General features: G+C 63.6%; 24 protein-coding genes. 19 read left to right on the plus strand and 5 right to left on the minus strand.

The window, feature by feature from the left end; all coding sequences use genetic code 11:
* Positions 1-5: 5 nt before the first annotated feature.
* The 7 genes from E4487_RS06835 to hisC all read left to right on the plus strand — a co-directional run bounded on the left by E4487_RS06835 (position 6) and on the right by hisC (position 5,958).
* A complete protein-coding gene (locus E4487_RS06835) occupies positions 6-638 on the plus strand; it encodes a phospholipid-binding protein MlaC (RefSeq protein WP_175253093.1) in 633 nt (210 codons plus the stop codon).
* Positions 635-940, plus strand: coding sequence for a lipid asymmetry maintenance protein MlaB (locus E4487_RS06840; RefSeq protein ID WP_175252996.1), 306 nt, complete (start codon positions 635-637; stop codon positions 938-940). The genes E4487_RS06835 and E4487_RS06840 overlap by 4 nt, the downstream gene beginning before the upstream one ends.
* 123 nt (positions 941-1,063) lie before the next feature.
* Positions 1,064-1,303 carry a BolA family protein gene (locus E4487_RS06845; protein ID WP_017678930.1) on the plus strand — a complete coding sequence of 80 codons (240 nt, stop codon included), beginning with the start codon at positions 1,064-1,066 and terminating at the stop codon, positions 1,301-1,303.
* Positions 1,304-1,325: 22 nt separating this feature from the next.
* The gene (gene murA / locus E4487_RS06850; protein ID WP_037046532.1) at positions 1,326-2,591 is read left to right on the plus strand and encodes a UDP-N-acetylglucosamine 1-carboxyvinyltransferase; all 1,266 of its coding nucleotides are present in this window, start codon (positions 1,326-1,328) and stop codon (positions 2,589-2,591) included.
* A gap of 150 nt (positions 2,592-2,741) precedes the next feature.
* Positions 2,742-3,377 carry an ATP phosphoribosyltransferase gene (hisG, locus tag E4487_RS06855; protein WP_037046535.1) on the plus strand — a complete coding sequence of 212 codons (636 nt, stop codon included), beginning with the start codon at positions 2,742-2,744 and terminating at the stop codon, positions 3,375-3,377.
* A gap of 137 nt (positions 3,378-3,514) precedes the next feature.
* Positions 3,515-4,825: a histidinol dehydrogenase gene (gene hisD / locus E4487_RS06860; protein ID WP_037046542.1), complete on the plus strand. Its 1,311-nt coding sequence runs from the start codon at positions 3,515-3,517 to the stop codon at positions 4,823-4,825.
* An 80-nt stretch (positions 4,826-4,905) separates the two neighbouring features.
* Positions 4,906-5,958: a histidinol-phosphate transaminase gene (gene hisC / locus E4487_RS06865; protein WP_175252997.1), complete on the plus strand. Its 1,053-nt coding sequence runs from the start codon at positions 4,906-4,908 to the stop codon at positions 5,956-5,958.
* Positions 5,959-6,012: 54 nt separating this feature from the next.
* Here the strand turns inward: hisC and algW are convergent, their stop codons facing one another.
* Positions 6,013-7,155, minus strand: a complete 1,143-nt coding sequence (algW, locus tag E4487_RS06870) for a Do family serine endopeptidase AlgW (protein WP_175252998.1) — start codon at positions 7,153-7,155, stop codon at positions 6,013-6,015.
* A gap of 110 nt (positions 7,156-7,265) precedes the next feature.
* On the opposite strand from algW, the gene E4487_RS06875 reads away from it, so the two are divergent.
* The 3 genes from E4487_RS06875 (at position 7,266) to cysN (ending at position 10,982) form a co-directional block, all read left to right on the plus strand.
* Entirely contained in the window at positions 7,266-8,024 is a 759-nt protein-coding gene (locus E4487_RS06875; RefSeq protein ID WP_175252999.1) for a Nif3-like dinuclear metal center hexameric protein, read from the plus strand.
* A gap of 132 nt (positions 8,025-8,156) precedes the next feature.
* The gene (gene cysD / locus E4487_RS06880) at positions 8,157-9,074 is read left to right on the plus strand and encodes a sulfate adenylyltransferase subunit CysD (protein WP_037046552.1); all 918 of its coding nucleotides are present in this window, start codon (positions 8,157-8,159) and stop codon (positions 9,072-9,074) included.
* Positions 9,075-9,086: 12 nt separating this feature from the next.
* Positions 9,087-10,982: a sulfate adenylyltransferase subunit CysN gene (gene cysN, locus E4487_RS06885; protein WP_134676867.1), complete on the plus strand. Its 1,896-nt coding sequence runs from the start codon at positions 9,087-9,089 to the stop codon at positions 10,980-10,982.
* 193 nt (positions 10,983-11,175) lie between these two features.
* On the opposite strand, the gene E4487_RS06890 is transcribed toward cysN, so the two are convergent.
* Positions 11,176-11,607 (minus strand): YhcB family protein, encoded by a 432-nt coding sequence (locus tag E4487_RS06890; protein ID WP_037046561.1) that lies wholly within the window; start codon positions 11,605-11,607, stop codon positions 11,176-11,178.
* A gap of 265 nt (positions 11,608-11,872) precedes the next feature.
* On the opposite strand from E4487_RS06890, the gene E4487_RS06895 reads away from it, so the two are divergent.
* The 3 genes from E4487_RS06895 (at position 11,873) to zapE (ending at position 15,231) form a co-directional block, all read left to right on the plus strand.
* On the plus strand, positions 11,873-12,502 hold the full coding sequence (locus E4487_RS06895) for an alpha/beta hydrolase (RefSeq protein WP_175253000.1): 630 nt from the start codon (positions 11,873-11,875) through the stop codon (positions 12,500-12,502).
* Between the two features lie 38 nt (positions 12,503-12,540).
* Positions 12,541-13,887: a tryptophan--tRNA ligase gene (locus E4487_RS06900; RefSeq protein ID WP_175253001.1), complete on the plus strand. Its 1,347-nt coding sequence runs from the start codon at positions 12,541-12,543 to the stop codon at positions 13,885-13,887.
* A gap of 249 nt (positions 13,888-14,136) precedes the next feature.
* Positions 14,137-15,231, plus strand: a complete 1,095-nt coding sequence (zapE, locus tag E4487_RS06905) for a cell division protein ZapE (protein WP_037046570.1) — start codon at positions 14,137-14,139, stop codon at positions 15,229-15,231.
* Positions 15,232-15,311: 80 nt separating this feature from the next.
* Here the strand turns inward: zapE and E4487_RS06910 are convergent, their stop codons facing one another.
* On the minus strand, positions 15,312-16,274 hold the full coding sequence (locus E4487_RS06910; RefSeq protein ID WP_175253002.1) for a hypothetical protein: 963 nt from the start codon (positions 16,272-16,274) through the stop codon (positions 15,312-15,314).
* Between the two features lie 130 nt (positions 16,275-16,404).
* Positions 16,405-17,310 carry a GlxA family transcriptional regulator gene (locus E4487_RS06915; protein ID WP_167494355.1) on the minus strand — a complete coding sequence of 302 codons (906 nt, stop codon included), beginning with the start codon at positions 17,308-17,310 and terminating at the stop codon, positions 16,405-16,407.
* Between the two features lie 245 nt (positions 17,311-17,555).
* Between E4487_RS06915 and E4487_RS06920 the strand changes: the two genes are divergently transcribed.
* Entirely contained in the window at positions 17,556-18,695 is a 1,140-nt protein-coding gene (locus tag E4487_RS06920) for an acyl-CoA dehydrogenase family protein (RefSeq protein WP_175253003.1), read from the plus strand.
* A 101-nt stretch (positions 18,696-18,796) separates the two neighbouring features.
* Here the strand turns inward: E4487_RS06920 and E4487_RS06925 are convergent, their stop codons facing one another.
* A complete protein-coding gene (locus E4487_RS06925) occupies positions 18,797-19,834 on the minus strand; it encodes an NADP(H)-dependent aldo-keto reductase (RefSeq protein WP_152487940.1) in 1,038 nt (345 codons plus the stop codon).
* Positions 19,835-20,080: 246 nt separating this feature from the next.
* On the opposite strand from E4487_RS06925, the gene rplM reads away from it, so the two are divergent.
* The 5 genes from rplM to E4487_RS06950 all read left to right on the plus strand — a co-directional run bounded on the left by rplM (position 20,081) and on the right by E4487_RS06950 (position 23,754).
* Positions 20,081-20,509, plus strand: a complete 429-nt coding sequence (rplM, locus tag E4487_RS06930; protein WP_003242947.1) for a 50S ribosomal protein L13 — start codon at positions 20,081-20,083, stop codon at positions 20,507-20,509.
* A gap of 14 nt (positions 20,510-20,523) precedes the next feature.
* Complete coding sequence (gene rpsI, locus E4487_RS06935; RefSeq protein WP_037046585.1) at positions 20,524-20,916, plus strand: 30S ribosomal protein S9; 393 nt, start codon at positions 20,524-20,526, stop codon at positions 20,914-20,916.
* A gap of 254 nt (positions 20,917-21,170) precedes the next feature.
* Positions 21,171-21,764, plus strand: a complete 594-nt coding sequence (petA, locus tag E4487_RS06940; RefSeq protein WP_037046587.1) for a ubiquinol-cytochrome c reductase iron-sulfur subunit — start codon at positions 21,171-21,173, stop codon at positions 21,762-21,764.
* A complete protein-coding gene (locus E4487_RS06945; protein WP_037046589.1) occupies positions 21,764-22,975 on the plus strand; it encodes a cytochrome bc complex cytochrome b subunit in 1,212 nt (403 codons plus the stop codon). The genes petA and E4487_RS06945 overlap by 1 nt, the downstream gene beginning before the upstream one ends.
* The gene (locus E4487_RS06950; RefSeq protein ID WP_037046590.1) at positions 22,975-23,754 is read left to right on the plus strand and encodes a cytochrome c1; all 780 of its coding nucleotides are present in this window, start codon (positions 22,975-22,977) and stop codon (positions 23,752-23,754) included. The genes E4487_RS06945 and E4487_RS06950 overlap by 1 nt, the downstream gene beginning before the upstream one ends.
* The last annotated feature ends 17 nt before the right edge of the window (positions 23,755-23,771 follow it).

A 23,771-nucleotide genomic window follows, 5' to 3' on the forward strand; every position in this document is an offset into this window, starting at 1 on the left:
TCAAGATGTTCAAGACCGGACGTAACCTGTTGCTGACCCTGCTCGCGGCCATGCCTCTGCTGGCACTGGCGGCGCCGAGCGCTCACGAGGTGGTGCAGCAAACCACCGATACGCTGCTGGCGGACCTCAAGGCCAACAAGGACGAGTACCGTCGTGATCCGGCGGCTTTCTATCAGTCGCTCAACGACATTCTCGGCCCGGTGGTGGATGTCGACGGCATCTCGCGTGGCGTGATGACCGTGCGCTATTCGCGTCAGGCCTCGCCCGAGCAGATGAGCCGCTTCCAGGAGAACTTCAAGCGCAGCCTGATGCAGTTCTACGGCAACGCCCTGCTCGAGTACGACAATCAGGACATCCGTGTGCTGCCGGCCACCGGCAAGCAGGACGCCGAGCGCACCTCGATCGGCATGGAAATCCGCGACGGCAAGGGCGTGGTCTATCCGCTGTCCTACACCATGGTGTCCATGGATGGTGTGTGGAAGCTGCGCAACGTCGTGATCAACGGCATCAACGTCGGCAAGCTGTTCCGCGACCAGTTCGCCCAGTCGATGCAGAACAATCGCAACGACCTGGACAAGGTCATCGACACCTGGGCCGATACCGTGGCCAAGGCGCGTGAGGCGCGAGGCAACTCGTGAGCCAGGCGACCATCATCGAGCGGGCGCCCGGCCAGCTGCAGCTGGCTGGCGTGCTCGACTATCGCACCGGCCCCGGCTTGCGCGAGCAGGGTGCGCGCCTGATCACCGGCTGCAGCGTCAAGCGTCTGTCGCTGGACTGTGCGGCGGTGGAGAAGTCCAGCAGCGTCGGCCTGTCGCTGCTGCTGGCGTTCACCCGCGATGCGCGCGAGTCCGGGCATGAACTGTCGATCAGCGGCCTGCCCGAGGACATGCGGCAGATTGCCCAGGTCAGCGGGTTGCTGGAGTTGCTGCCACTGGCGTAACCGAGAACCGCCTCTCGACGTTCCGTCAGCGGTGCGGCGGGCGGGGTTCGCAGGCGGGAGGCTTTTTTGTATGATGGCCGACCCGCGGGCTCAGGTGCCCGAATGCGTCAGTCGAGGTCGAGCATGCAGGCTGCAGAAGTAAAAAGCCTCCTAGAGGAAAAACTCCCGAATACCCAGGTGGAAGTCGAAGGCGAAGGCTGCAACTTCCAGCTGAACCTGATCAGCGACGATCTGGCCGCTCTCAGCCCGGTCAAGCGTCAGCAGCAGATCTATGCCCACCTCAACGCCTGGATCGCCGATGGCAGCATCCACGCCGTGACCATGAAATTTTTCAGCCAGGCCGATTGGGCCGCGCGTTCCTGAGCCTGCGGGCGACGAGATTCCTATGGACAAACTGATCATTACCGGCGGCGCTCGCCTCGATGGCGAAATCCGTATTTCCGGTGCGAAGAACTCTGCGCTGCCGATCCTGGCCGCGACCCTGCTGGGCGATGCGCCGGTCACCATCTGCAACCTGCCGCACCTGCACGACATCACCACCATGATCGAACTGTTCGGTCGCATGGGTATCGAGCCGGTGATCGACGAAAAGCTCTCCGTCGAAGTCGACGCGCGAAGCATCAAGACGCTGGTCGCCCCCTACGAGCTGGTCAAGACCATGCGTGCCTCGATCCTCGTGCTCGGTCCGATGGTCGCCCGTTTCGGTGAAGCCGAAGTTGCCCTGCCTGGCGGTTGCGCCATTGGCTCGCGTCCGGTCGACCTGCACATCCGTGGCCTCGAGGCCATGGGCGCGAAGATCGACGTGGAAGGCGGCTATATCAAGGCCAAGGCGCCGGAAGGCGGCCTGCGTGGCGCGCACTTCTTCTTCGATGTGGTCAGCGTGACCGGCACCGAGAACATCATGATGGCGGCAACCCTGGCCAAGGGCCGCAGCGTGCTGGAAAACGCCGCCCGCGAGCCGGAAGTGGTCGACCTGGCCAACTGCCTGATCGCCATGGGTGCAAAGATTCAGGGCGCGGGGACCGATACCATCGTCATCGACGGTGTCGAGCGTCTCAACGGCGCGCGTTTCAACGTCATGCCCGACCGTATCGAAACCGGTACCTACCTGGTCGCTGCTGCCGTTACCGGTGGTCGCGTCAAGGTCAAGGATGCCGACCCGTCGACCCTGGAAGCCGTGCTCGCCAAGTTGCAGGAAGCGGGTGCCGAGATCACCACCGGCCCGGACTGGATCGAGCTGGACATGAAGGGCAAGCGTCCCAAGGCCGTGAACCTGCGGACCGCGCCTTACCCGGCGTTCCCCACCGACATGCAGGCGCAGTTCATTGCCCTCAACGCGGTGGCCGAAGGCACCGGCACCATCGTCGAGACCGTGTTCGAAAACCGCTTCATGCACGTCTACGAGATGCTGCGCATGGGCGCCAACATCCTGGTCGAGGGCAACACCGCCATCGTCACGGGTGTCGACAAGCTCAAGGGTGCCCCGGTCATGGCGACCGACCTGCGTGCTTCTGCCAGTCTGGTGCTGGCTGCGCTGGTGGCCGATGGCGATACGCTGATCGACCGCATCTACCACATCGACCGTGGCTACGAGTGCATCGAAGAGAAGCTGCAACTGCTGGGTGCCAAGATTCGCCGCGTGCCGGGCTGAGACGCCGCTTGCAACTCGCTGTGCGCCGGCCCTGCTGCGTTGTGACGGGCCTGCAGCCAGCGGCGTTGTGAACAGGTGCCTCCGCCTGCCGCCATTGTCGTAGGGCCGCTTCCCGTCGGAGCGGCCGCTTCCGATCAAGGAAACCGTTTCATGCTGACCATCGCCCTGTCCAAAGGCCGCATTCTCGATGACACCCTGCCACTGCTGGCGGCAGCGGGCATCGAGCCGACCGAGAATCCGGACAAGAGTCGCAAGCTGATCATCCCCACCACTCAGGATGACGTGCGTCTGCTGATCGTGCGCGCCACCGACGTGCCAACCTATGTCGAGCACGGCGCCGCCGATCTCGGCGTGGCCGGCAAGGACGTGCTGATGGAGTACGGTGGCCAGGGTATCTACGAGCCGCTGGACCTGCAGATAGCCAAGTGCAAGCTGATGACCGCCGGCAAGGTCGGTGCGCCGGAGCCCAAGGGGCGCCTGCGCGTCGCCACCAAGTTCGTCAACGTCGCCAAGCGCTACTATGCCGAGCAGGGTCGCCAGGTCGACATCATCAAGCTCTACGGCTCGATGGAGCTGGCGCCGCTGGTGGGGTTGGCGGACAAGATCATCGACGTGGTCGATACCGGCAACACCCTGCGTGCCAACGGTCTGGAACCGCAGGAGCTGATCGCGACGATCAGTTCGCGACTGATCGTCAACAAGGCGTCGATGAAGATGCAGCACGCCCGTATCCAGGCGTTGATCGAAACTCTGCGTGGTGCCGTCGAAGCACGACACCAAGGCTGATCAATGGCACGCCTGCCGTCGCGGCAGGGTGCTTTACCAGCCTATCCGTGTCATAGCCATTTTTCTCGGGTGCCCGCACGGTGGGCTTGCTACATTACGGGCGCCCGAGAAAACGCCAATCAGATGAGGCTTTCGCTATGACCGCTCCCGTTGCCATCCGCCGACTCAATGCTGCCGATCCGGACTTCGCGGCTCATCTGGACCATCTGCTCGCCTGGGAAAGCGTCTCCGACGATGGCGTCAACCAGCGTGTGCTGGAAATCATCAAGGCCGTGCGCGAGCGCGGCGACGCCGCCCTGGTCGAGTACACCCAGCGTTTCGATGCCCTGGAAGTGGCCTCGATGGCCGATCTGATCCTGCCGCGCGCGCGTCTGGAGCAGGCGCTGGAACGCATCACCGCCGAGCAGCGTGCGGCCCTGGAGGTCGCCGCCGAACGTGTGCGCAGCTACCACGAGAAGCAGAAGCAGGACTCCTGGCGTTACAGCGAGGCCGACGGCACCGTGCTCGGGCAGAAGGTCACTCCGCTGGACCGCGCCGGCCTGTACGTGCCGGGCGGCAAGGCCTCCTATCCGTCGTCGGTGCTGATGAACGCCATTCCGGCCAAGGTCGCCGGCGTGCCGGAAGTGGTCATGGTGGTGCCGACTCCGCGTGGCGAGATCAACGAGCTGGTGCTGGCCGCCGCCGCCCTGGCCGGTGTCGATCGCGTGTTCACCATCGGTGGCGCGCAGGCCGTCGCTGCCCTGGCCTATGGCACCGAGAGCGTGCCGCCGGTGGACAAGATCGTCGGCCCCGGCAACATCTACGTGGCCACCGCCAAGCGCCACGTGTTCGGTAAGGTCGGTATCGACATGATTGCCGGGCCGTCCGAGATTCTCGTGGTCTGCGACGGCGCGACCGATCCGGACTGGATCGCCATGGACCTGTTCTCCCAGGCCGAGCACGACGAAGATGCCCAGTCGATCCTGGTCAGCCCGGATGCCGCCTTCCTCGACCGCGTGGCCGAGAGCATCGCCAGGCTGCTGCCGACCATGGAGCGTGCCGAGATCATCCGCACTTCGCTGGAAGGCCGTGGCGCACTGGTGCAGGTGGCGGACATGGCCGAGGCCATCGAGGTCGCCAACCGCATCGCCCCGGAACACCTGGAGCTGTCGGTAGCCGACCCGGAAGCCTGGCTGCCGCAGATTCGCCACGCTGGTGCGATCTTCATGGGGCGTTACACCGCCGAGGCGCTGGGCGACTATGTCGCCGGCCCCAACCACGTGCTGCCGACCTCCGGTACTGCGCGCTTTTCCTCGCCGCTGGGGGTGTATGACTTCCAGAAGCGTTCGTCGATCATCTTCTGTTCGCCGGACGGGGCGTCCGAGCTGGGCAAGAGCGCGTCGGTGCTGGCCCGCGGCGAGTCGCTGACCGCGCATGCGCGCAGCGCCGAGTACCGCATCAAGCCTTAACGGCCGCGCAGGGTGGACAACGCTACGCTTGTCCACCGCTTTGCATAAGACAACTCAAGTATTCGAGGAGAGAAGGGCAGATGAGCAAATTCTGGAGCCCCTTCGTCAAGGACCTGGTGCCCTACGTGCCGGGTGAGCAGCCGAAGCTGAGCAAGCTGGTCAAGCTCAACACCAACGAAAACCCCTACGGTCCTTCGCCCAGGGCCATCGCGGCCATGCAGGCGGAGCTGAACGATGACCTGCGCCTGTACCCGGACCCCAACGGCGATCGCCTGAAGCAGGCAGTGGCCGAGTACTACGGCGTGCAGCCGGCCCAGGTGTTCGTCGGCAACGGCTCCGACGAGGTGCTGGCACATGCTTTCCACGGCCTGTTCCAGCATGACGCGCCGCTGCTGTTCCCGGACATCAGCTACAGCTTCTACCCGGTGTACTGCGGCCTGTACGGCATCGACCATGAGCAGGTGGCGCTGGACGAGCAGTTCCAGATCCGTGTCGGGGACTACGCCAGGCCCAATGGCGGCATCATCTTCCCCAACCCCAATGCGCCGACCGGCTGCCTGCTGCCGCTCGACGCCATCGAGCGCCTGCTGCAGGGCAGCCCTGATTCGGTGGTACTGGTGGACGAGGCCTACATCGACTTCGGTGGCGAGACGGCGATCAGCCTGGTGGACAAGTACCCCAATCTGCTGGTCACCCAGACCTTGTCCAAGTCGCGCTCGCTGGCCGGTCTGCGCGTCGGTATCGCCGTGGGCCATCCCGACCTGATCGAGGCCCTGGAGCGAATCAAGAACAGCTTCAACTCCTACCCGCTCGATCGCATGGCGATCGCCGGTGCGGCGGCGGCCTTCGCGGACCGTGCCTACTTCGAGCAGACCTGCCAGCAGGTCATCGCCAGCCGCGAGGCGGTGGTGGCAGGCCTGCAGGGGCTGGGATTCGAGGTGCTGCCGTCGGCGGCCAACTTCGTCTTTGCCCGCCATCCCGGCAAGGATGCTGCGACTCTGGCGGCCGGTCTGCGTGAACAGGGCGTGATCGTGCGGCACTTCAAGCAGCCGCGCATCGCTCAGTTCCTGCGCATCACCATTGGTGCGCCGGAGCAGAACCAGGCGCTGCTGGAGGCCTTGCAGGGGCTGTAAGGCGCCCGCGGGGCAGGCATGAAAAAGCCGGCATCAGCCGGCTTTTTCATGTCTTCAGTTACCGTTGGCCGGTGGGCGAATGCCGATTTCCGCGGTCAGATCCAACTGCTTGCCGTTGCGCAGGACTTCGATGCGGATCTTGTCGCCAGGCTTGGTGCGTGCCACCTGATTCATCGAGCGACGCCCGTCGCTGGCCGCTTCGCCATCGATGCTGAGGATCAGGTCGCCTGGCTGCAAGCCGGCGCGTTGCGCCGGGCCGTCGCGGTAGACACCGGCGACTACGATGCCGGGGCGGCCTTCCAGACCGAAGGACTCGGCCAGTTCAGGAGTCAGCGGCTGCACTTCGACGCCCAGGTAACCACGGATCACCTGGCCATGTTCGATGATCGCCTGCATCACCTCCATCGCCAGTTTGACCGGGATGGCGAAGCCGATGCCCTGCGAGCCACCGGACTTGGAGAAGATCGCGGTGTTGATGCCCACCAGGTTGCCATGTGCGTCGACCAGCGCGCCGCCCGAGTTGCCCGGGTTGATCGCTGCGTCGGTCTGAATGAAGTCCTCGTAGGTGTTCAGTCCCAGCTGGTTGCGCCCGGTGGCGCTGATGATGCCCATGGTCACGGTCTGGCCGACGCCGAACGGGTTGCCGATGGCCAGGGTCACGTCGCCGATGCGGATGGCGTCGGAGCGGCCCAGGGTGATCGCCGGCATGTTGGGCAGATCGATCTTCAGCACCGCCAGGTCGGTTTCCGGGTCGCTGCCGATCAGCCGTGCGAGGGTTTCGCGGCCGTCCTTGAGCGCCACGACGATCTGGTCGGCGCCGCTGACGACGTGGTTGTTGGTCAGCAGGTAGCCTTCGCGGCTCATCAGCACGGCCGAGCCCAGGCTCGACTCCATGCGCTGTTGGCGGGGCAGGTTGTCACCGAAGAAGCGGCGGAAGGTCGGGTCTTCGAACAGCGGATGGGCCGGCTTGCTTACCAGCTTGGTGGTATAGAGGTTGGCCACCGCCGGCGACGCCGTGTCCACGGCTTCGGCATAGGACACGGGGCCTTCCTGCAGGCGGCTGTAGGTCGGTGCCTGGACCAGCTGCACTTCCTTGCGCGGCAAGCCGACCCACTCCGGGTACTGCTGAATCAGCAGCAGTGCGAGCAGCACACCGACCAGCAGGGGCCAACCGAGAAAACGCAGTGCCTGGGGCATCGAGACAATCCTGAGGGTTGCGAGGGCAAAAGGTCGCCCTTAAGGTGGCGCATTATAGTGAGGTGCTCGCCAATTAGGCAGCGGCCCGCAACAGCTTGAGAGGAATCTTCATGGCCATTGCCCTGTCCACCCTGGTCGAGGAAGCTGACGCTTTTCTCAACGCGTCGCGCATCAGCGATTACTGCCCCAATGGTCTGCAGGTCGAGGGGCGTCCGCAAGTGCGCCGTATCGTCAGCGGCGTTACCGCCAGTCAGGCACTGATAGAGGCGGCCATCGAGGCCGAGGCCGATGTGCTGCTGGTGCATCACGGCTATTTCTGGAAAGGCGAGAACCCCTGCGTCATCGGCATGAAGCAGCGCCGCCTGAAGGCCCTGCTGGCGCATGACATCAGCCTGCTGGCCTACCACCTGCCGCTGGATGTCCATCCCGAGGTCGGCAACAACGTGCAGCTCGCTCGGCAGCTGGGCATCGTCGTCGAAGGGCCGCTGGAGCCGGACAACCCGCGTACCGTCGGTCTGGTCGGCTCGCTGGCGGAGGCGATGAGTGCCGCCGATTTCGCCCGTCACGTGCAGCAGGCCCTCGGTCGCGAACCGCTGCTGGTCGAAGGGCAGGGGCTGATTCGTCGGGTCGGCTGGTGCACCGGCGGTGGCCAGGGCTACATCGACCAGGCCATCGCCGCAGGGGTCGACCTGTACCTGACCGGCGAGGCCTCCGAGCAGACCTTCCACAGTGCCCGCGAGAACGGCGTGAGCTTCATCGCGGCCGGCCATCACGCGACCGAGCGTTACGGCGTGCAGGCCCTGGGCGACTATCTGGCGCGGCGTTTCGCCCTCGAACACCTGTTCATCGACTGCCCCAATCCCATCTGAATGGCGCTTACGGGCAGGTATAACACTAGATCTTTTCGGTCTAACCAGCGTCCTGAGTATAAGCAGATGCTGTGATAGAGTGCGCGCTCGTCCACGGCCCGCCGGCCCCATAACAGCAAACCGTGAGTAGCCATGCTCGACAAACTGACCCATCTCAAGCAGCTGGAGGCGGAAAGCATCCACATCATTCGTGAAGTGGCCGCCGAATTCGACAACCCGGTGATGCTCTATTCCATCGGCAAGGATTCCGCCGTGATGCTGCACCTGGCCCGCAAGGCGTTCTTCCCCGGCAAGCTGCCATTTCCGGTGATGCACGTCGATACACGGTGGAAGTTCCAGGAAATGTACCGTTTCCGCGACAAGATGGTCAGCGAAATGGGCCTGGATCTGATCACCCACATCAACCCTGACGGTGTGGCGCAGGACATGAACCCCTTCACCTACGGCAGTGCCAAGCACACCGACGTGATGAAGACCGAGGGCCTCAAGCAGGCGCTGGACAAGTACGGTTTCGACGCCGCCTTCGGCGGTGCCCGCCGCGACGAAGAGAAGTCGCGTGCCAAGGAGCGTGTCTACTCCTTCCGTGACAGCAAGCATCGCTGGGACCCGAAGAACCAGCGCCCCGAGCTGTGGAACGTGTACAACGGCAAGGTGAAGAAGGGCGAGTCGATCCGTGTCTTCCCGCTGTCGAACTGGACCGAGCTGGACATCTGGCAATACATCTATCTGGAGCAGATCCCGATCGTTCCGCTGTACTTCGCCGCGGAGCGTGAAGTGATCGAGCGCAACGGCACGCTGATCATGATCGATGACGAGCGCATCCTCGAGCACCTCTCCGACGAGGAGAAGGCGCGTATCACCAAGAAGATGGTGCGTTTCCGTACCCTCGGCTGCTACCCGCTGACCGGCGCGGTGGAGTCCACGGCGGCGACCCTGCCGGACATCATCCAGGAGATGCTCCTGACCAAGACCAGCGAACGCCAGGGCCGGGTCATCGACCACGACCAGGCCGGTTCGATGGAAGAGAAGAAACGTCAGGGCTATTTCTGAGGATCGCGCACCATGAGTCACCAATCCGATTTGATCAGCCAGGACATCCTCGCGTACCTGGCTCAGCACGAACGCAAGGAACTGCTGCGTTTTCTCACCTGCGGTAACGTCGACGACGGCAAGAGCACGCTGATCGGTCGCCTGCTGCACGATTCCAAGATGATCTACGAAGACCATCTGGAAGCCATCACCAAGGATTCGAAGAAGGTCGGCACCACCGGCGACGATATCGACCTGGCGCTGCTGGTCGATGGCCTGCAGGCCGAGCGCGAGCAGGGCATCACCATCGATGTGGCCTACCGCTACTTCAGCACCGCCAAGCGCAAGTTCATCATCGCCGACACCCCCGGCCATGAGCAGTACACGCGCAACATGGCCACCGGTGCCTCGACCTGCGACCTGGCGATCATCCTCATCGACGCCCGCTACGGCGTGCAGACCCAGACCAAGCGCCACAGCTTCATCGCCTCCTTGCTGGGCATCAAGCACATCGTGGTCGCCGTCAACAAGATGGACCTGAAGGACTTCGATCAGGGCGTGTTCGAGCAGATCAAGGCCGACTACCTGTCGTTCGCCGAGAAGATCAACCTGCGCCCGACCACCCTCGAGTTCGTGCCGATGTCGGCGCTCAAGGGCGACAACGTGGTCAACAAGTCCGAGCGCTCGCCGTGGTACACCGGCCAGTCGCTGATGGAGATCCTCGAGACCGTCGAGGTCTCCGGCGACCGCAATTTCGACGACCTGCGCTTCCCGGTGCAGTACGTCAACCGCCCCAACCTGAACTTCCGTGGCTTCGCCGGCACCCTGGCCAGCGGTATCGTGCGCAAGGGCGATGAAGTCCTGGCGCTGCCGTCGGGCAAGACCAGCCGGGTCAAGTCCATCGTCACCTACGAAGGTGAGCTGGAGCAGGCCGGTCCGGGCCAGGCCATCACCCTGACCCTGGAAGACGAGATCGACGTGTCGCGCGGCGACATGCTGGTGCACGCCGACAATCGTCCGCAGGTCACCGACGGCTTCGAGGCCATGCTGGTCTGGATGGGCGAAGAGCCGATGCTGCCGGGCAAGAAGTACGACATCAAACGCGCCACCAGCTACGTGCCAGGCTCGATCCCGAGCATCGTGCACCGTGTCGACGTGAACACCCTGGAGCAGGGCGCGGCCAGCGAGCTGAAGCTCAACGAGATCGGCCGGGTCAAGGTGGCGCTGGATGCCCCGATTGCCCTCGATGGCTACGAGCACAACCGCACCACTGGCGCGTTCATCGTCATCGATCGACTGACCAACGGCACCGTTGGTGCCGGCATGATCATCGCCGAGCCGGTCGCTCATGGCGGCGGTCAGCACGGTCGCCTGGCGCACGTGTCGACCGAGGAGCGCGCCTCGCGCTTCGGTCAGCAGCCGGCTACCGTGCTGTTCACCGGCCTCTCCGGTGCTGGCAAGAGCACCCTGGCGTACGCGGTGGAGCGCAAGCTGTTCGACATGGGCCGTGGTGTGTTCGTCCTCGACGGGCAGAACCTGCGCCATGACCTGAACAAGGGGCTGCCGCAGGATCGTGCCGGACGTGCCGAGAACTGGCGTCGTGCCGCGCATGTGGCGCGTCAGTTCAACGAGGCCGGGATGATCGCGCTGGCCGCCTTCGTCGCTCCGGATGCCGAAGGGCGTGAGCAGGCCAAGGCGCTGATCGGCCGCGAACGTGCGCTGACCGTCTACGTGCAGGCTTCGCCGCAGATCTGCGCCGAGCGTGACCCGCAGGGGCTGTACGCGGCCGGTGGCGACAACATCCCCGGCGAGGGCTTCCCCTACGACGTACCGCTGGATGCCGACCTGGTGATCGACACCCAGTCGCAGTCGATCGAGCAGGGCGTCAAGGCGGTGCTGGAGCTGCTGCGCAGTCGCGGCGCGATCTGATCGTCCTCTGCTGAACGAAAGGCCCCGCCAGATGTGCGGGGCCTTTTTCGTCAGGGAGCAGCGTCGCGATGGCCCGTAACGCGGCAGGCGCTGCGAGAGCGGGTGGGCACGCCGACCGCCAGCTGTTTTGGTCGTGTCATCGCAGCCAATAAAAAGCCCCGCGATGCGGGGCTTTTCGTATCTCGCTGGCGGGTTACTTCTTCAGGCCGTAGCTCTCGTCCAGCATGCCCGGTCCGTCGTTCTTCGGCGCGTAGTCCTTGGGCATTTCGTAGTTCTTCGGCGGCGTCAGGCGCTCGCGCTTCTCGGCGTTTTCCGCGCTGTTCAGCGTGGCCAGCAGACGCTGACGGGTCAGCTCGTCCAGGGCCAGGCGGTTGGCACCGTCGGACAGGTGTTCCTGCACGTCCTGGTAGCTCTGGGTGAGTTTCTTCACCAGGCTGGCAGTGGTGTTGAAGTGGGTCACCACTTCGTTCTGGTAGGCCTCGAAGCGTGCCTGCATCTCATCCATCTGCCGCTGTGTGCGGCCAGGTGCGGCGTTGGGTGCCAGGCGGGCGAGCAGAAAGCCCACGGCGATGCCGACCACCAGGGTCAGGGCGGGTACCAACCAGGCTGCAAGTGTCTGTTCCACGAGTCCTTCCTCTCAAAACGGCTTTGCTTTACGTTAGCGGCTTGAGCCTGTGCTGTATACGACCAGAACCTGCTCGGAGTCTACTGCGCGTCGGCACTGCTGCGGTAAAAACCGGTTCGGAATGCTCATGTACATCAGTACACTGCGCTTCCTCCCCTGTTTTGGCCCTGCATTGCTCCGGCTCGCGAGACGCTGAACAGGTTCATTTGCCGCACAGGCAGTTTGCTAGACGAGTCGACCCGTTGCGGGGTCACGGAGTTCAGTGTTGCTCAGTCGCGAAACCCCCATTTTCATTCCCGGCCCGGTGGGCCAGCTCGAAGCCCTTCTGCTGGAAGTGCCTGACGCCCGTGGCATTGCCCTGGTCTGCCACCCCAATCCGGTGCAGGGCGGGACCATGCTCAACAAGGTGGTGTCTACCCTGCAGCGCACGGCACGCGATTGTGGCTATCACACCCTGCGTTTCAACTACCGTGGCGTCGGTGCCAGCGCAGGTAACCATGACATGGGCGCCGGCGAGGTGGACGATGCCGAGGCGGTCGCTACCTGGTTGCAGGAACGCTACCCGGACCTGCCCATCACCCTGCTGGGGTTTTCCTTCGGCGGTTTCGTCGCGGCGGCCCTGGGCGCACGACTGGAGGTTCAGGAACGGACACCCGGCAAGCTGTTCATGGTGGCGCCCGCCGTGCATCGCCTCGGCGGCGATACGCCCCCGGCGAGCCAGTGCCCGCTGGTGGTGATCCAGCCGGAGACGGATGAAGTGGTGGAACCACAGGTGGTCTACGACTGGTCGGCCAATCTCGGGCGTGCCCATGAACTGCTGAAAGTGGCAGAATGCGGCCACTTCTTCCATGGCAAGCTGACCGATCTGAAGGACCTCCTTCTGCCTCGTCTCTGAGCCCCGCCTAGTCATTGCAGCAAGACAAGCGAATCACTATGACCACCCGTATCCTCACCGGTATCACCACCACCGGCACGCCGCACCTGGGCAACTACGCCGGCGCCATTCGCCCGGCCATCGTCGCCAGCCGCGCCGCGGATGCCGACTCGTTCTACTTCCTCGCCGACTATCACGCGCTGATCAAGTGTGACGATCCCGCGCGCATCCAGCGTTCGCGTCTGGAAATCGCGGCCACCTGGCTGGCACTGGGCCTGGATGTGGACAAGGCGACCTTCTATCGCCAGTCGGACATCCCCGAGATCCCCGAGCTGTGCTGGCTGCTCACCTGCGTCGCCGGCAAGGGCCTGCTCAACCGCGCCCATGCCTACAAGGCGTCGGTGGACAAGAACGTCGAGGCCGGCGAAGACCCGGACGCCGGCGTGACCATGGGCCTGTTCAGCTACCCGGTGCTGATGGCGGCGGACATCCTCATGTTCAACGCGCAGAAGGTGCCGGTCGGTCGCGATCAGATCCAGCACGTGGAGATGGCACGTGACATCGGTCAGCGCTTCAACCACCTGTTCGGCAAGGGCAAGGACCTGTTCGTCCTGCCGGAGGCGGTGATCGAGGAAGAAGTCGCCACCTTGCCTGGTCTCGATGGCCGCAAGATGAGCAAGAGCTACGACAACACCATCCCGCTGTTCGGTACCAGCAAGCAGCTCAAGGAGGCGATCGCACGCATCGTCACCGACTCCAGGCTGCCGGGCGAGCCCAAGGATGTCGACGGCTCGCACCTGTTCACCCTGTACCAGGCCTTTGCATCCTCCACCCAGCAGGCCGAGTTCCGCGCCGAGCTGGAGGCCGGGCTGGCCTGGGGCGAGGCGAAGAACCGTCTGTACCAGCTGCTGGAAGGCGAGCTGGGCGAGGCCCGCGAGCGCTACAACGCGCTGATCGCCAGGCCCGCCGACCTCGAGGACATTCTCCTCGCCGGCGCCGCCAAGGCGCGCCGCATCGCCACGCCGTTCCTCGGTGAACTGCGCGAAGCGGTTGGCCTGCGTTCGTTCCGCGAGCAGGTGCAGGCGGCCGGCAGCGAGAAGAAGAAAGCGGCCAGGAGCGCGCGCTTCGTCAGCTTCCGCGATGATGACGGCAGTTTCCGTTTCCGCCTGCTGGACGCCGATGGCGAGCAGCTGTTGCTGTCGAAGTCGTTTGCCGATGGCAAGTCGTCCGGCATGGTCGGCAAGCGCCTGCAGGCTGGCGAAGCGCTGGATGTGCGCGCAGACGGCCTGTTCTTCTCGGTCTGGATCGATGGCGAGAGCGTGGCGAGCAGCCCCGAGTTCGCCGATGCGCAGGCCCTTGAGGGCGCCATCCAGCGTTTGCGCGAGGCGCTGGCGCCGCAGGACTGATCGGGCCTCGCGCTCCCGTGAACGCGGGGGCGTCACGCATCCGTCCGACGTGCACGGATTGCCAATCCACGGGGGCGTCGCTAAAGTGACGCCCCCGTTTTTACTTGCTCGGCCGAGCGCCTGCTTGCAGGCTCGCGAGCCAGAGGCAGGCGAGGAAGCACCCTGTACGGGCGTACATGGGCATTCCGGGCTTGCTTCTCACGCGACAGACCCGACGCGCAGCAGACTTTGAACAGGCTCTAACGAATCATGACTCCCCTCGAGCGTTATCAGGCCGATCTCAAACGGCCCGACTTCTTCCATGACGCGGCCCAGGAAAATGCCGTTCGCCACCTGCAGCGTCTGTACGACGACCTGGTCGCCTCCGACCAGGGCAAGGGCGGGCTGCTGGGCAAGCTGTTCGGCAAGAAGCCGCAGGGGCCGGTCAGGGGCCTGTACTTCTGGGGCGGGGTAGGACGCGGCAAGACCTATCTGGTCGATACTTTCTTCGATGCGTTGCCCTTCGAGCAGAAGATGCGCACCCACTTCCACCGCTTCATGAAGCGCGTGCACGAGGAAATGAAGACCCTCAAGGGCGAGAAGAATCCGCTGACCATCATCGGCAAGCGCTTCGCCGACGAGGCGCGGGTGATCTGCTTCGACGAGTTCTTCGTCAGCGACATCACCGACGCGATGATCCTGGCGACCCTGCTGGAGGAGCTGTTCAAGAACGGCGTGTCCCTGGTGGCGACCTCCAACATCGTGCCGGACGGCCTGTACCGCGACGGTCTGCAGCGGGCGCGCTTCCTGCCGGCCATCGCCCTGCTCAAGCAGCACACCGACATCGTCAACGTCGACAGCGGCGTCGACTATCGCCTGCGTGCGCTGGAGCAGGCCGAGCTGTTCCACTTCCCGCTGGGAGTGGCCGCCGAGGAAAGCCTGCGCAAGAGCTTCCAGAGCCTGCTGCCTGACTGCACGCACATGGTCGAGAACGAGGCGCTGATGATCGAGAACCGCGCCATCAATGCCGTGCGCGTCTGCGAGGACGTGGCCTGGTTCGAGTTTCGCGAGCTGTGCGACGGCCCGCGCAGCCAGAACGATTACATCGAGCTGGGCAAGATCTTCCATGCGGTGATCCTCGCCAACGTCGAGCAGATGAGCGTGGCCAAGGACGACATGGCGCGCCGCTTCATCAATCTGGTGGACGAGTTCTACGACCGCAACGTCAAGCTGATCATCTCCGCCGAGGTGGAGCTCAAGGATCTGTACACCGGCGGTCGCCTGAGTTTCGAGTTCCAGCGTACGCTGAGCCGTCTGCTGGAGATGCAGTCGCACGAGTTCCTCTCGCGGCCACACCGGCCCTGAGGGATGGCGAAACGAAAAAGGCGACCCACAAGGTCGCCTTTTTCGTTCGTGCCGATGCAGCGCCTGCTGGCGCCTGCCGGTCAGTTGTGCGCCAGCTTGTGCTGGTACTGCGCCAGCAGCTTCTGCGCGTGGGCCACTTCCAGCGCTTCCATCGCGTTGATCGGCTTGATCGCCGCAGCGAGCCTGAGGTGCTCGACGACCTTCTGCTCTTCATCGTCGCCGTACACGTAGGTCAGCGCATTGGCGTATTCGTAGTGGCCGATGGGCAGGTCGTCGCGGGCCTGGAAACTGCGCCGGAAGTACTTCTCCATGTTGTCCGCGCTGACGCCGTAGGTCATCCGGCCGACCAGCTTGCCCACCTTGCGAATCACCCCGGCTTCATAGCCGCCATACAGGGCCAGCGCGAAGGGCTGCTGCGGCTGCTTGGCAAGCAGCGCCTTCAGTTCCTCCGGGATCTGCGATGTGTAGCCGCGCTTGAGCACGACCGGTACCGACAACTCCTCGCCCAGGCGCGCCTTGGCGTAGACGCGGCCGAACTGGGCGACGGTGTCCGCCTGCACCAGGTCCCCAGCCTCGTCGGTGTAGGCGATCACTTCTTCCAGCAGGCGGTGCTTCTCGGCCTGCTCCGGCACCAGAAACATGGCATAGATGACCTGGGCGAACATCGCCGGGATCTGTCCGCCGACGCCAAGGGCCAGGCCCTGCTCCTTGGCCTGGGCGAAATCGCCACGGAACATCAGGCGCCACACGTCCTGCAGCTGCTGCGCATAGCGTTCGGCTTCCTCCGGCTTGCCGGTGAAGCCGGTGCCGGCGGCGACCGTCTTCTCCAGCGCCTGCGGATAGCTTGTGGCCATGGTCACCACCCAGTCGGCATCGGGGAAGGGGTAGTCGCCGAAGCCGCGAGTCAGCTGCGGCCAGGCCTGGCGCAGCTTGTCGCCGCTGTAGTCGTAGGCGCTCTGGTCGAGCGGGAAGGGTTTCCAGTTGTCGGCTGCGGCAGCGCTCAGGCTGCAGGTGGCAAGCAGGGCAATCAATAGACGGCGCATGGCGGTGAACCTGTTGTTGTTATGTGCACCGACCGATCATAGGGCGCCATGGCGGGGCGCCAACCTAACCAAGGGTGGGCTGGCGTTTTGCCGTCCAGCCGGCAGGTGTTGCGCTGCCGCTGGACGTACCTCAGTCCTGCTTGTCCTTCTGCTGGAACTGGCGGCGGTACTGGTTCGGCGACAGCTCGGTGTGCTGGCGGAACAGGCGGGCGAAGAAGCTGGCGTCGTCGTAACCGACCTCGTAGCTGATGGTCTTGATGCTCTTGCGGGTGGCGGAGAGCAGGCTCTTCGCCGTCTCGATGCGCAGGCGTTGCAGGTAATGCAGGGGTTTGTCGCCGGTGGCGCCCTGGAAGCGGCGCATGAAGTTGCGAATGCTCATGCCGTGTTCGCGGGCGACGTCCTCGAAGCGGAACTTGTCGGCGTAGTGCTCCTCCAGCCAGTGCTGGATCTGCAGCACCGTGACATCCTGGTGCAGCTTCTGCCCGCCGAAACCGATGCGCCCGGGGGTATAGCTGCGCTGCACTTCGTAGAGGATGTCGCGTGCCACGCCCTGCGCCACGCCCGTGCCGCAGTAGCGCTCGATCAGATAGATGTAGAGGTCGCATGCCGAGGTGACGCCGCTTGCGCAGTACAGATTGTCGGCGTCGGACAGGTGCTTGTCCTGATTGAGCAGCACCTTGGGGAAGCGTTCGGCGAACTCGCGAAAGAAGCGCCAGTAGGTGGTTGCTTCCTTGCCGTCGAGCAGGCCGGCCTCGGCCATCCAGAACACACCGCTGGCTTCGCCGCAGATTGCGCTGCCGGCCGCATGCTGACGCCTGAGCCACTCCAGCACCTGTGGATAACGGCGGCTGAGCGCGTCGAAGTCGTCCCAGAAGGCGGGCAGGATGATCACATCGCAGGCATCCAGGCCGCCGTCCACCGGGACCTGCACCTTGCTGAAGCTGTTCACCGGCAGGCCGTCCGGGCTCACCAGGTGAATCTCGAAAGGGGGCTCGTGGCCCAGTCCCTGTTGGCGGGCATGACGAATGCCGGCCATGTGGAAAAAGTCCTTGGCCTGCATGAGGGTGGAGGCGAATACGCCATCGGTGGCGAGAATGCTGACGCGGTGCAAGGCCGCACGCGGCTGTGGAATAACCATGGTTCGTTGTTCTTGTTCAAGGCTAAGTGGTCAAGCAGCGGCTGGATCGTCTTATTTTTTGGCGCTTGTGTCCAGTGTAACCAAGCGTTTGCTTGGCTAAAGTCGAGGCCAGGTTTTTGCCCGAGCCAGACACAGGTAGCGCCATGATCCCCAGAACGATATTCAGCTCCGACCATGAATTGTTTCGCGACAGCGTACGCAAGTTCCTCGAGCAGGAGGCCGTGCCCTTCCATCAGCAATGGGAGAAGGATGGCCACATCGACCGCGCGCTGTGGAACAAGGCGGGGGAGGCCGGCATGCTCTGTTCGCACATCCCCGAAGAGTACGGTGGCATGGCCGCCGACTTCCTCTACAGCAGCGTGGTGATCGAGGAGATCGGTCGCCTGGGGCTGACCGGCATCGGCTTCTCCCTGCACTCGGACATCGTCGCGCCTTACATCCTGCATTACGGCAGCGAGGCGCAGAAGCAGCACTACCTGCCCAAGCTGGTGAGCGGCGAGATGGTCACCGCCATCGCCATGACCGAGCCGGGGGCCGGCTCCGACCTGCAGGGCGTGAAGACCACTGCGGTGCTGGACGGCGACGAGTACGTGATCAATGGCTCGAAGACCTTCATCACCAACGGCTGGCTGGCCGATCTGGTCATCGTGGTGGCCAAGACCGATCCCAAGGCCGGAGCGAAGGGCACCAGCCTGTTCCTGGTCGAGGCCAATACGCCCGGTTTCTCCAAGGGCAAGCGCCTGGAGAAGGTCGGCATGAAGGCGCAGGACACCTCGGAGCTGTTCTTCCAGGACGTGCGCGTGCCCAGGGAAAACCTGCTGGGGCAGCCGGGCATGGGCTTCGCCTACCTGATGCAGGAATTGCCGCAGGAGCGCCTGACCGTCGGCATCGGCGCCCTGGCCTCGGCCGAGGCCGCCCTGAACTGGACGCTGGACTACACCCGTGAGCGCAAGGCGTTCGGCAAGGCGGTCGCCGACTTCCAGAACACCCGCTTCAAGCTGGCCGAGATGGCCACGGAGATCCAGGTCGGGCGCGTGTTCGTCGATCGCTGCCTGGAGTTGCACCTGCAGGGCAAGCTCGATGTGCCGACCGCCGCGATGTTGAAGTACTGGGGCACCGATCTGCAGTGCAAGGTGCTCGACGAGTGCGTGCAGTTGCACGGCGGCTACGGCTTCATGTGGGAGTACCCGGTGGCGCGTGCCTGGGCTGATGCGCGGGTGCAGCGCATCTACGCCGGGACCAACGAGATCATGAAGGAAATCATCGCCCGCTCGCTGGTCTGAGAGTTGCTGCAAGCCTCAAGCGGCAAGCTCCAAGGAAAAGCAGATGCAGGTTGAGCTTGCGCCCGCACACTGGTTTTTAGCTTGCAGCTTGCCGCTTGTTGTTATGGCGCCGGGTTGGGTTGCGCCTTATGGATCGCCTCGATACCGGCCAGCACCTCGGCGGAGAGGCTCAGCTCGGCGCTGGCCAGGTTGCTCTCCAGCTGTTCCAGGCTGGTGGCGCCGATGATGTTGCTGGTCACGAAAGGTTGCGCGGTGACGAAGGCCAGGGCCATCTGCGCGGGATCGAGGCCATGCTCGCGGGCCAGTGCGACGTAGCGCGAGCAGGCCGCCTCCGACTGCGGGTTGGTGTAGCGGGCGAAGCGACTGAACAGGCTGATGCGCGCACCCTCGGGGCGCGCGCCGCCCTCGTACTTGCCGCTGAGCATGCCGAACGCCAGTGGTGAGTAGGCCAGCAGCCCGCACTGCTCGCGAATCGCCACTTCGGCCAGGCCCACTTCGAAGCTGCGGTTGAGCAGGTTGTAGGGGTTCTGGATCGACACGGCGCGCGGCCAGCCACGGCTCTCGGCCAGTTGCAGGAACTTCATGGTGCCCCAGGGCGTTTCGTTGGACAGGCCGATGTGGCGGATCTTGCCGGCCTTGACCTGCTCGTCGAGCACGGCGAGGGTTTCTTCCAGGGGCGTGAAGTCGCTGTCCTGGTGGCGATAGCCCAGCTGGCCGAAGAAGTTGGTCGGGCGTTCTGGCCAGTGCAGCTGATAGAGGTCGATCCAGTCGGTGCGCAGGCGCTTCAGGCTGGCGTCCAGGGCCGCGACGATGTGCTGGCGATCGAATTTCAGCTGGCCGTCGCGAATGTGGCTGATGCCATTGCCGGGGCCGGCGATCTTGCTGGCCAGGATCCAGTCGGCGCGGTCGCCGCGCTGCTGGAAGTAGCTGCCGATGATCTGCTCCGTCTTGCTGTAGGTCTCGGCTCGCGGCGGTACCGGGTACATCTCGGCGGTATCGATGAAGTTGATCCCGCCGGCCTTGGCGCGTTCGATCTGGGCATGGCCTTCGGCCTCGCTGTTCTGCTCGCCCCAGGTCATGGTGCCCAGGCACAGTGCGCTGACATCGAGATCGGTTCGGCCCAGCTTGCGGTATTCCATGGGGTGCTCCTTGGCAAAAGAGTCATACAATCAGGTTGAAATTTTTTTCGCAATCAGGATAATCCGGCACCTCTTTCTGCGGTGGAAGTGATGCGCCGCCTGCCGAAGAATCTTGCCGTACTGTGGACGCGCTGACCCGAGCCCCCGATAGCGTCCGTATGCGGCTGCCTTTGACTTGTCAAAGTACGCACTAACCAGTAAGATCCGCCGTCTATTTTTGCTGGGCGGCCCCTGAGGCTATAAAGAATGAAAACTTTTACTGCTAAACCGGAAACAGTAAAACGCGATTGGTTCGTCGTTGATGCTGCTGGTCAGACCCTGGGTCGTCTGGCCACCGAAATCGCGAGCCGTCTGCGTGGCAAGCACAAGCCTGAGTACACCCCGCACGTTGATACCGGCGACTACATCGTCGTGATCAATGCCGAGCAGGTGCGTGTAACCGGCGCCAAAGCCAGCGACAAGAAGTACTACTCCCACTCCGGTTTCCCGGGCGGCATCAAAGAGATCAACTTCGAGAAGCTGATCGCTCGTGCCCCTGAGCGCGTGATCGAGACCGCGGTCAAAGGCATGCTGCCGAAGAACCCGCTGGGTCGCGACATGTACCGTAAGCTGAAAGTGTACAAGGGTGCCGCTCACCCGCACACCGCTCAGCAGCCCCAAGAACTGAAGATTTAACGGAATAGTTCATTATGTCGGCGACTCAAAACTACGGCACTGGCCGTCGCAAGACCGCAACCGCGCGCGTATTCCTGCGTCCGGGCACTGGTAACATCTCGATCAACAACCGCAGCCTGGACGTGTTCTTCGGCCGCGAGACCGCTCGCATGGTCGTGCGTCAGCCGCTGGAGCTGACCGAGACCGTCGAGAAGTTCGACATCTTCGTCACCGTTGCCGGTGGTGGTGTCAGCGGTCAAGCCGGTGCCATCCGTCACGGCATCACCCGCGCTCTGATCGAGTACGACGAGACCCTGCGCAGCCCGCTGCGTAAAGCCGGTTACGTCACTCGTGACGCCCGTGAAGTCGAGCGTAAGAAAGTCGGTCTGCGCAAAGCGCGTAAGCGTCCGCAGTACTCGAAGCGTTAATCGCTACTACGCTTCCAAAAGCGCCCAGTTTCCTTACGGAGCTGGGCGTTTTTTATGGGGGTGGCAAAGTGCTGCGACAACGTGCCGCATACCCGCAGGCCGCGCGCGTCAAGGCTTTCGCCAGCCTCTTCCGGGGTAATTACCTTGTCAGAAAAGGGGCTTTTCTTTACCATTTGGCGAATTTTTTGCGCGGCCCGATTTTTACTTAGTAGAGGCCTGAACAACAGGCCACAAAGCTGATGGGAGACGACTGAATGAGCAATGACGGCGTGAATGCAGGCCGACGTCGCTTTCTGGTTGCGGCCACCTCTGTGGTGGGCGCGGCAGGAGCGGTAGGTGCTGCGACTCCGTTCGTGGGGTCATGGTTCCCCAGTGCCAAGGCCAAGGCGGCCGGTGCACCGGTGAAGGTGAACGTCAGCAAGATCGAGGCTGGCCAGCAGATGGTTGCTGAGTGGCGCGGTCAGCCGGTGTTCATCGTCCGCCGTACCGAGGAGATCCTGGGTAACCTCACCAAGATCCACGATCGCATGGCAGATCCGGAGTCCCAGGCGTCGGTACAGCCGACCTACGTGGACCCGACTGTTCGCTCGATCAAGCCGGAGCTGCTGGTCGTGGTCGGTCTGTGCACCCACCTGGGCTGCTCGCCGTCCTTCCGTCCGGAAGTGGCGCCTGCCGATCTGGGCGCCGATTGGGTCGGTGGCTACTTCTGCCCCTGCCACGGTTCTCGTTACGACCTCGCCGGGCGCGTCTACAAGGCCCAGCCGGCTCCGCTGAACCTGCCGGTACCGCCGCATAGCTACGAGACGGATGATGTGATCATCATCGGTGTGGACCAGGAGAAGGCCTGATGAGCAAATTCATGGAATGGGTGGATGCGCGCTTCCCCGCCACCAAGATGTGGGAAGACCATCTCTCCAAGTACTACGCCCCGAAGAACTTCAACTTCTTCTACTTCTTTGGCTCGCTGGCGCTGCTGGTTCTGGTCAACCAGATCCTCACCGGTGTCTGGCTGACCATGAGCTTCACCCCGTCCGCCGAGGAAGCCTTCGCGTCCGTCGAGTACATCATGCGCGACGTGGAGTACGGCTGGATCATCCGCTACCTGCACTCCACCGGCGCTTCGGCGTTCTTCGTGGTGGTCTACCTGCACATGTTCCGCGGTCTGCTCTACGGCTCCTACCAAAAGCCGCGTGAGTTGGTGTGGATCTTCGGCATGCTGATCTACCTCTGCCTGATGGCCGAGGCCTTCATGGGCTACCTGCTGCCGTGGGGCCAGATGTCCTACTGGGGCGCCCAGGTGATCATCTCGCTGTTCGGTGCGATTCCGGTGATCGGCGATGACCTGACCCAGTGGATCCGTGGTGACTACCTGATTTCCGGCATCACCCTGAACCGCTTCTTCGCCCTGCACGTGATCGCCCTGCCGATCGTTCTGCTCGGCCTGGTCGTGCTGCACATCCTGGCGCTGCACGAAGTCGGTTCGAACAACCCGGATGGCGTCGACATCAAGAAGAAGAAGGACGAGAACGGTGTGCCGCTCGACGGTATCGCCTTCCACCCTTACTACACCGTGAAAGACATCGTCGGCGTAGTGGTCTTCCTGTTCGTGTTCTGCTTCGTGGTGTTCTTCTTCCCGGAGATGGGTGGTTACTTCCTCGAGAAGCCCAACTTCGAAGCGGCCAACCCGTTCAAGACGCCTGAGCATATCGCCCCGGTGTGGTACTTCACGCCCTTCTACGCCATCCTGCGCGCCGTGCCGGACAAGCTGATGGGTGTTATCGCCATGGGTGCTGCGATCGCCGTGCTGTTCGTCCTGCCGTGGCTGGACCGTAGCCCGGTCAAGTCCATGCGTTACAAGGGCTGGATGAGCAAGATCTGGCTGGTGGTGTTCTGCATTTCCTTCGTCATCCTCGGCGTACTGGGTGTATTGGCACCGACCCCGGGTCGTACCCTGCTGTCGCAGGTGTGCACCATCCTGTACTTCGCGTACTTCATCCTGATGCCGTTCTACACCAGGATGGAAAAGACCAAACCGGTTCCGGAAAGGGTGACGGGCTGATGAAAAAGCTATTTGCTGCATTTGTTTTCGCTGCACTGCCGGCCCTGGGCTTCGCGGCCGGTGGCAACGTGCACCTGGACAAGGTCGACATCGACCTGACCGACAAGGCTGCCATGCAAGATGGTGCGCGTACCTTCGCCAACTACTGCATGGGCTGCCACTCGGCCAAGTTTCAGCGTTACGAGCGGGTTGCCGATGACCTCGGCGTGCCGCACGAAATCATGCTGGAGAACCTGGTATTCAGTGGCGCCAAGATCGGCGACCACATGAAGATCGGCATGAAGCCCGACGACGCCAAGGTGTGGTTCGGTGCGGCTCCGCCCGACCTGACCCTGGTGGCTCGCGTGCGTGGCAACGACTGGCTGTACACCTACCTGCGCAGCTTCTACGCCGACCCGACCCGTCCGCTGGGCGCCAACAACAAGGTGTTCCCGAACGTGGGCATGCCGAACGTGCTGGTCGGCCTGCAGGGTAACCAGGTCATCGGTTGCAAGCAGGTTCAGGTGGTCACCGATGGCAAGAAGCAGTACGACCCGCTGACCGGCGCGCCGATCACTCACGAAGCCTGTGATCAGCTGACCGTGGAGCCGAACACCGGCACCCTGAGCGAGGCCGAGTTCGACGAGAAGATCAAGAACCTGGTGACCTTCCTGGCCTACTCGGCCAACCCGGTCAAGCTGAAGTCTCAGCGCATCGGCACCTACGTGCTGCTGTACCTGGCGTTCTTCTTCGTGTTCGCCTACCTGCTCAAGCGTGAGTACTGGAAGGACGTGCACTAAGTCGTTCCGGGTTCCGT

Origin of the sequence: Pseudomonas sp. BMW13 (assembly GCF_013357275.1) — a bacterium.
Taxonomy (GTDB): Bacteria; Pseudomonadota; Gammaproteobacteria; order Pseudomonadales; family Pseudomonadaceae; genus Aquipseudomonas; species Aquipseudomonas khazarica.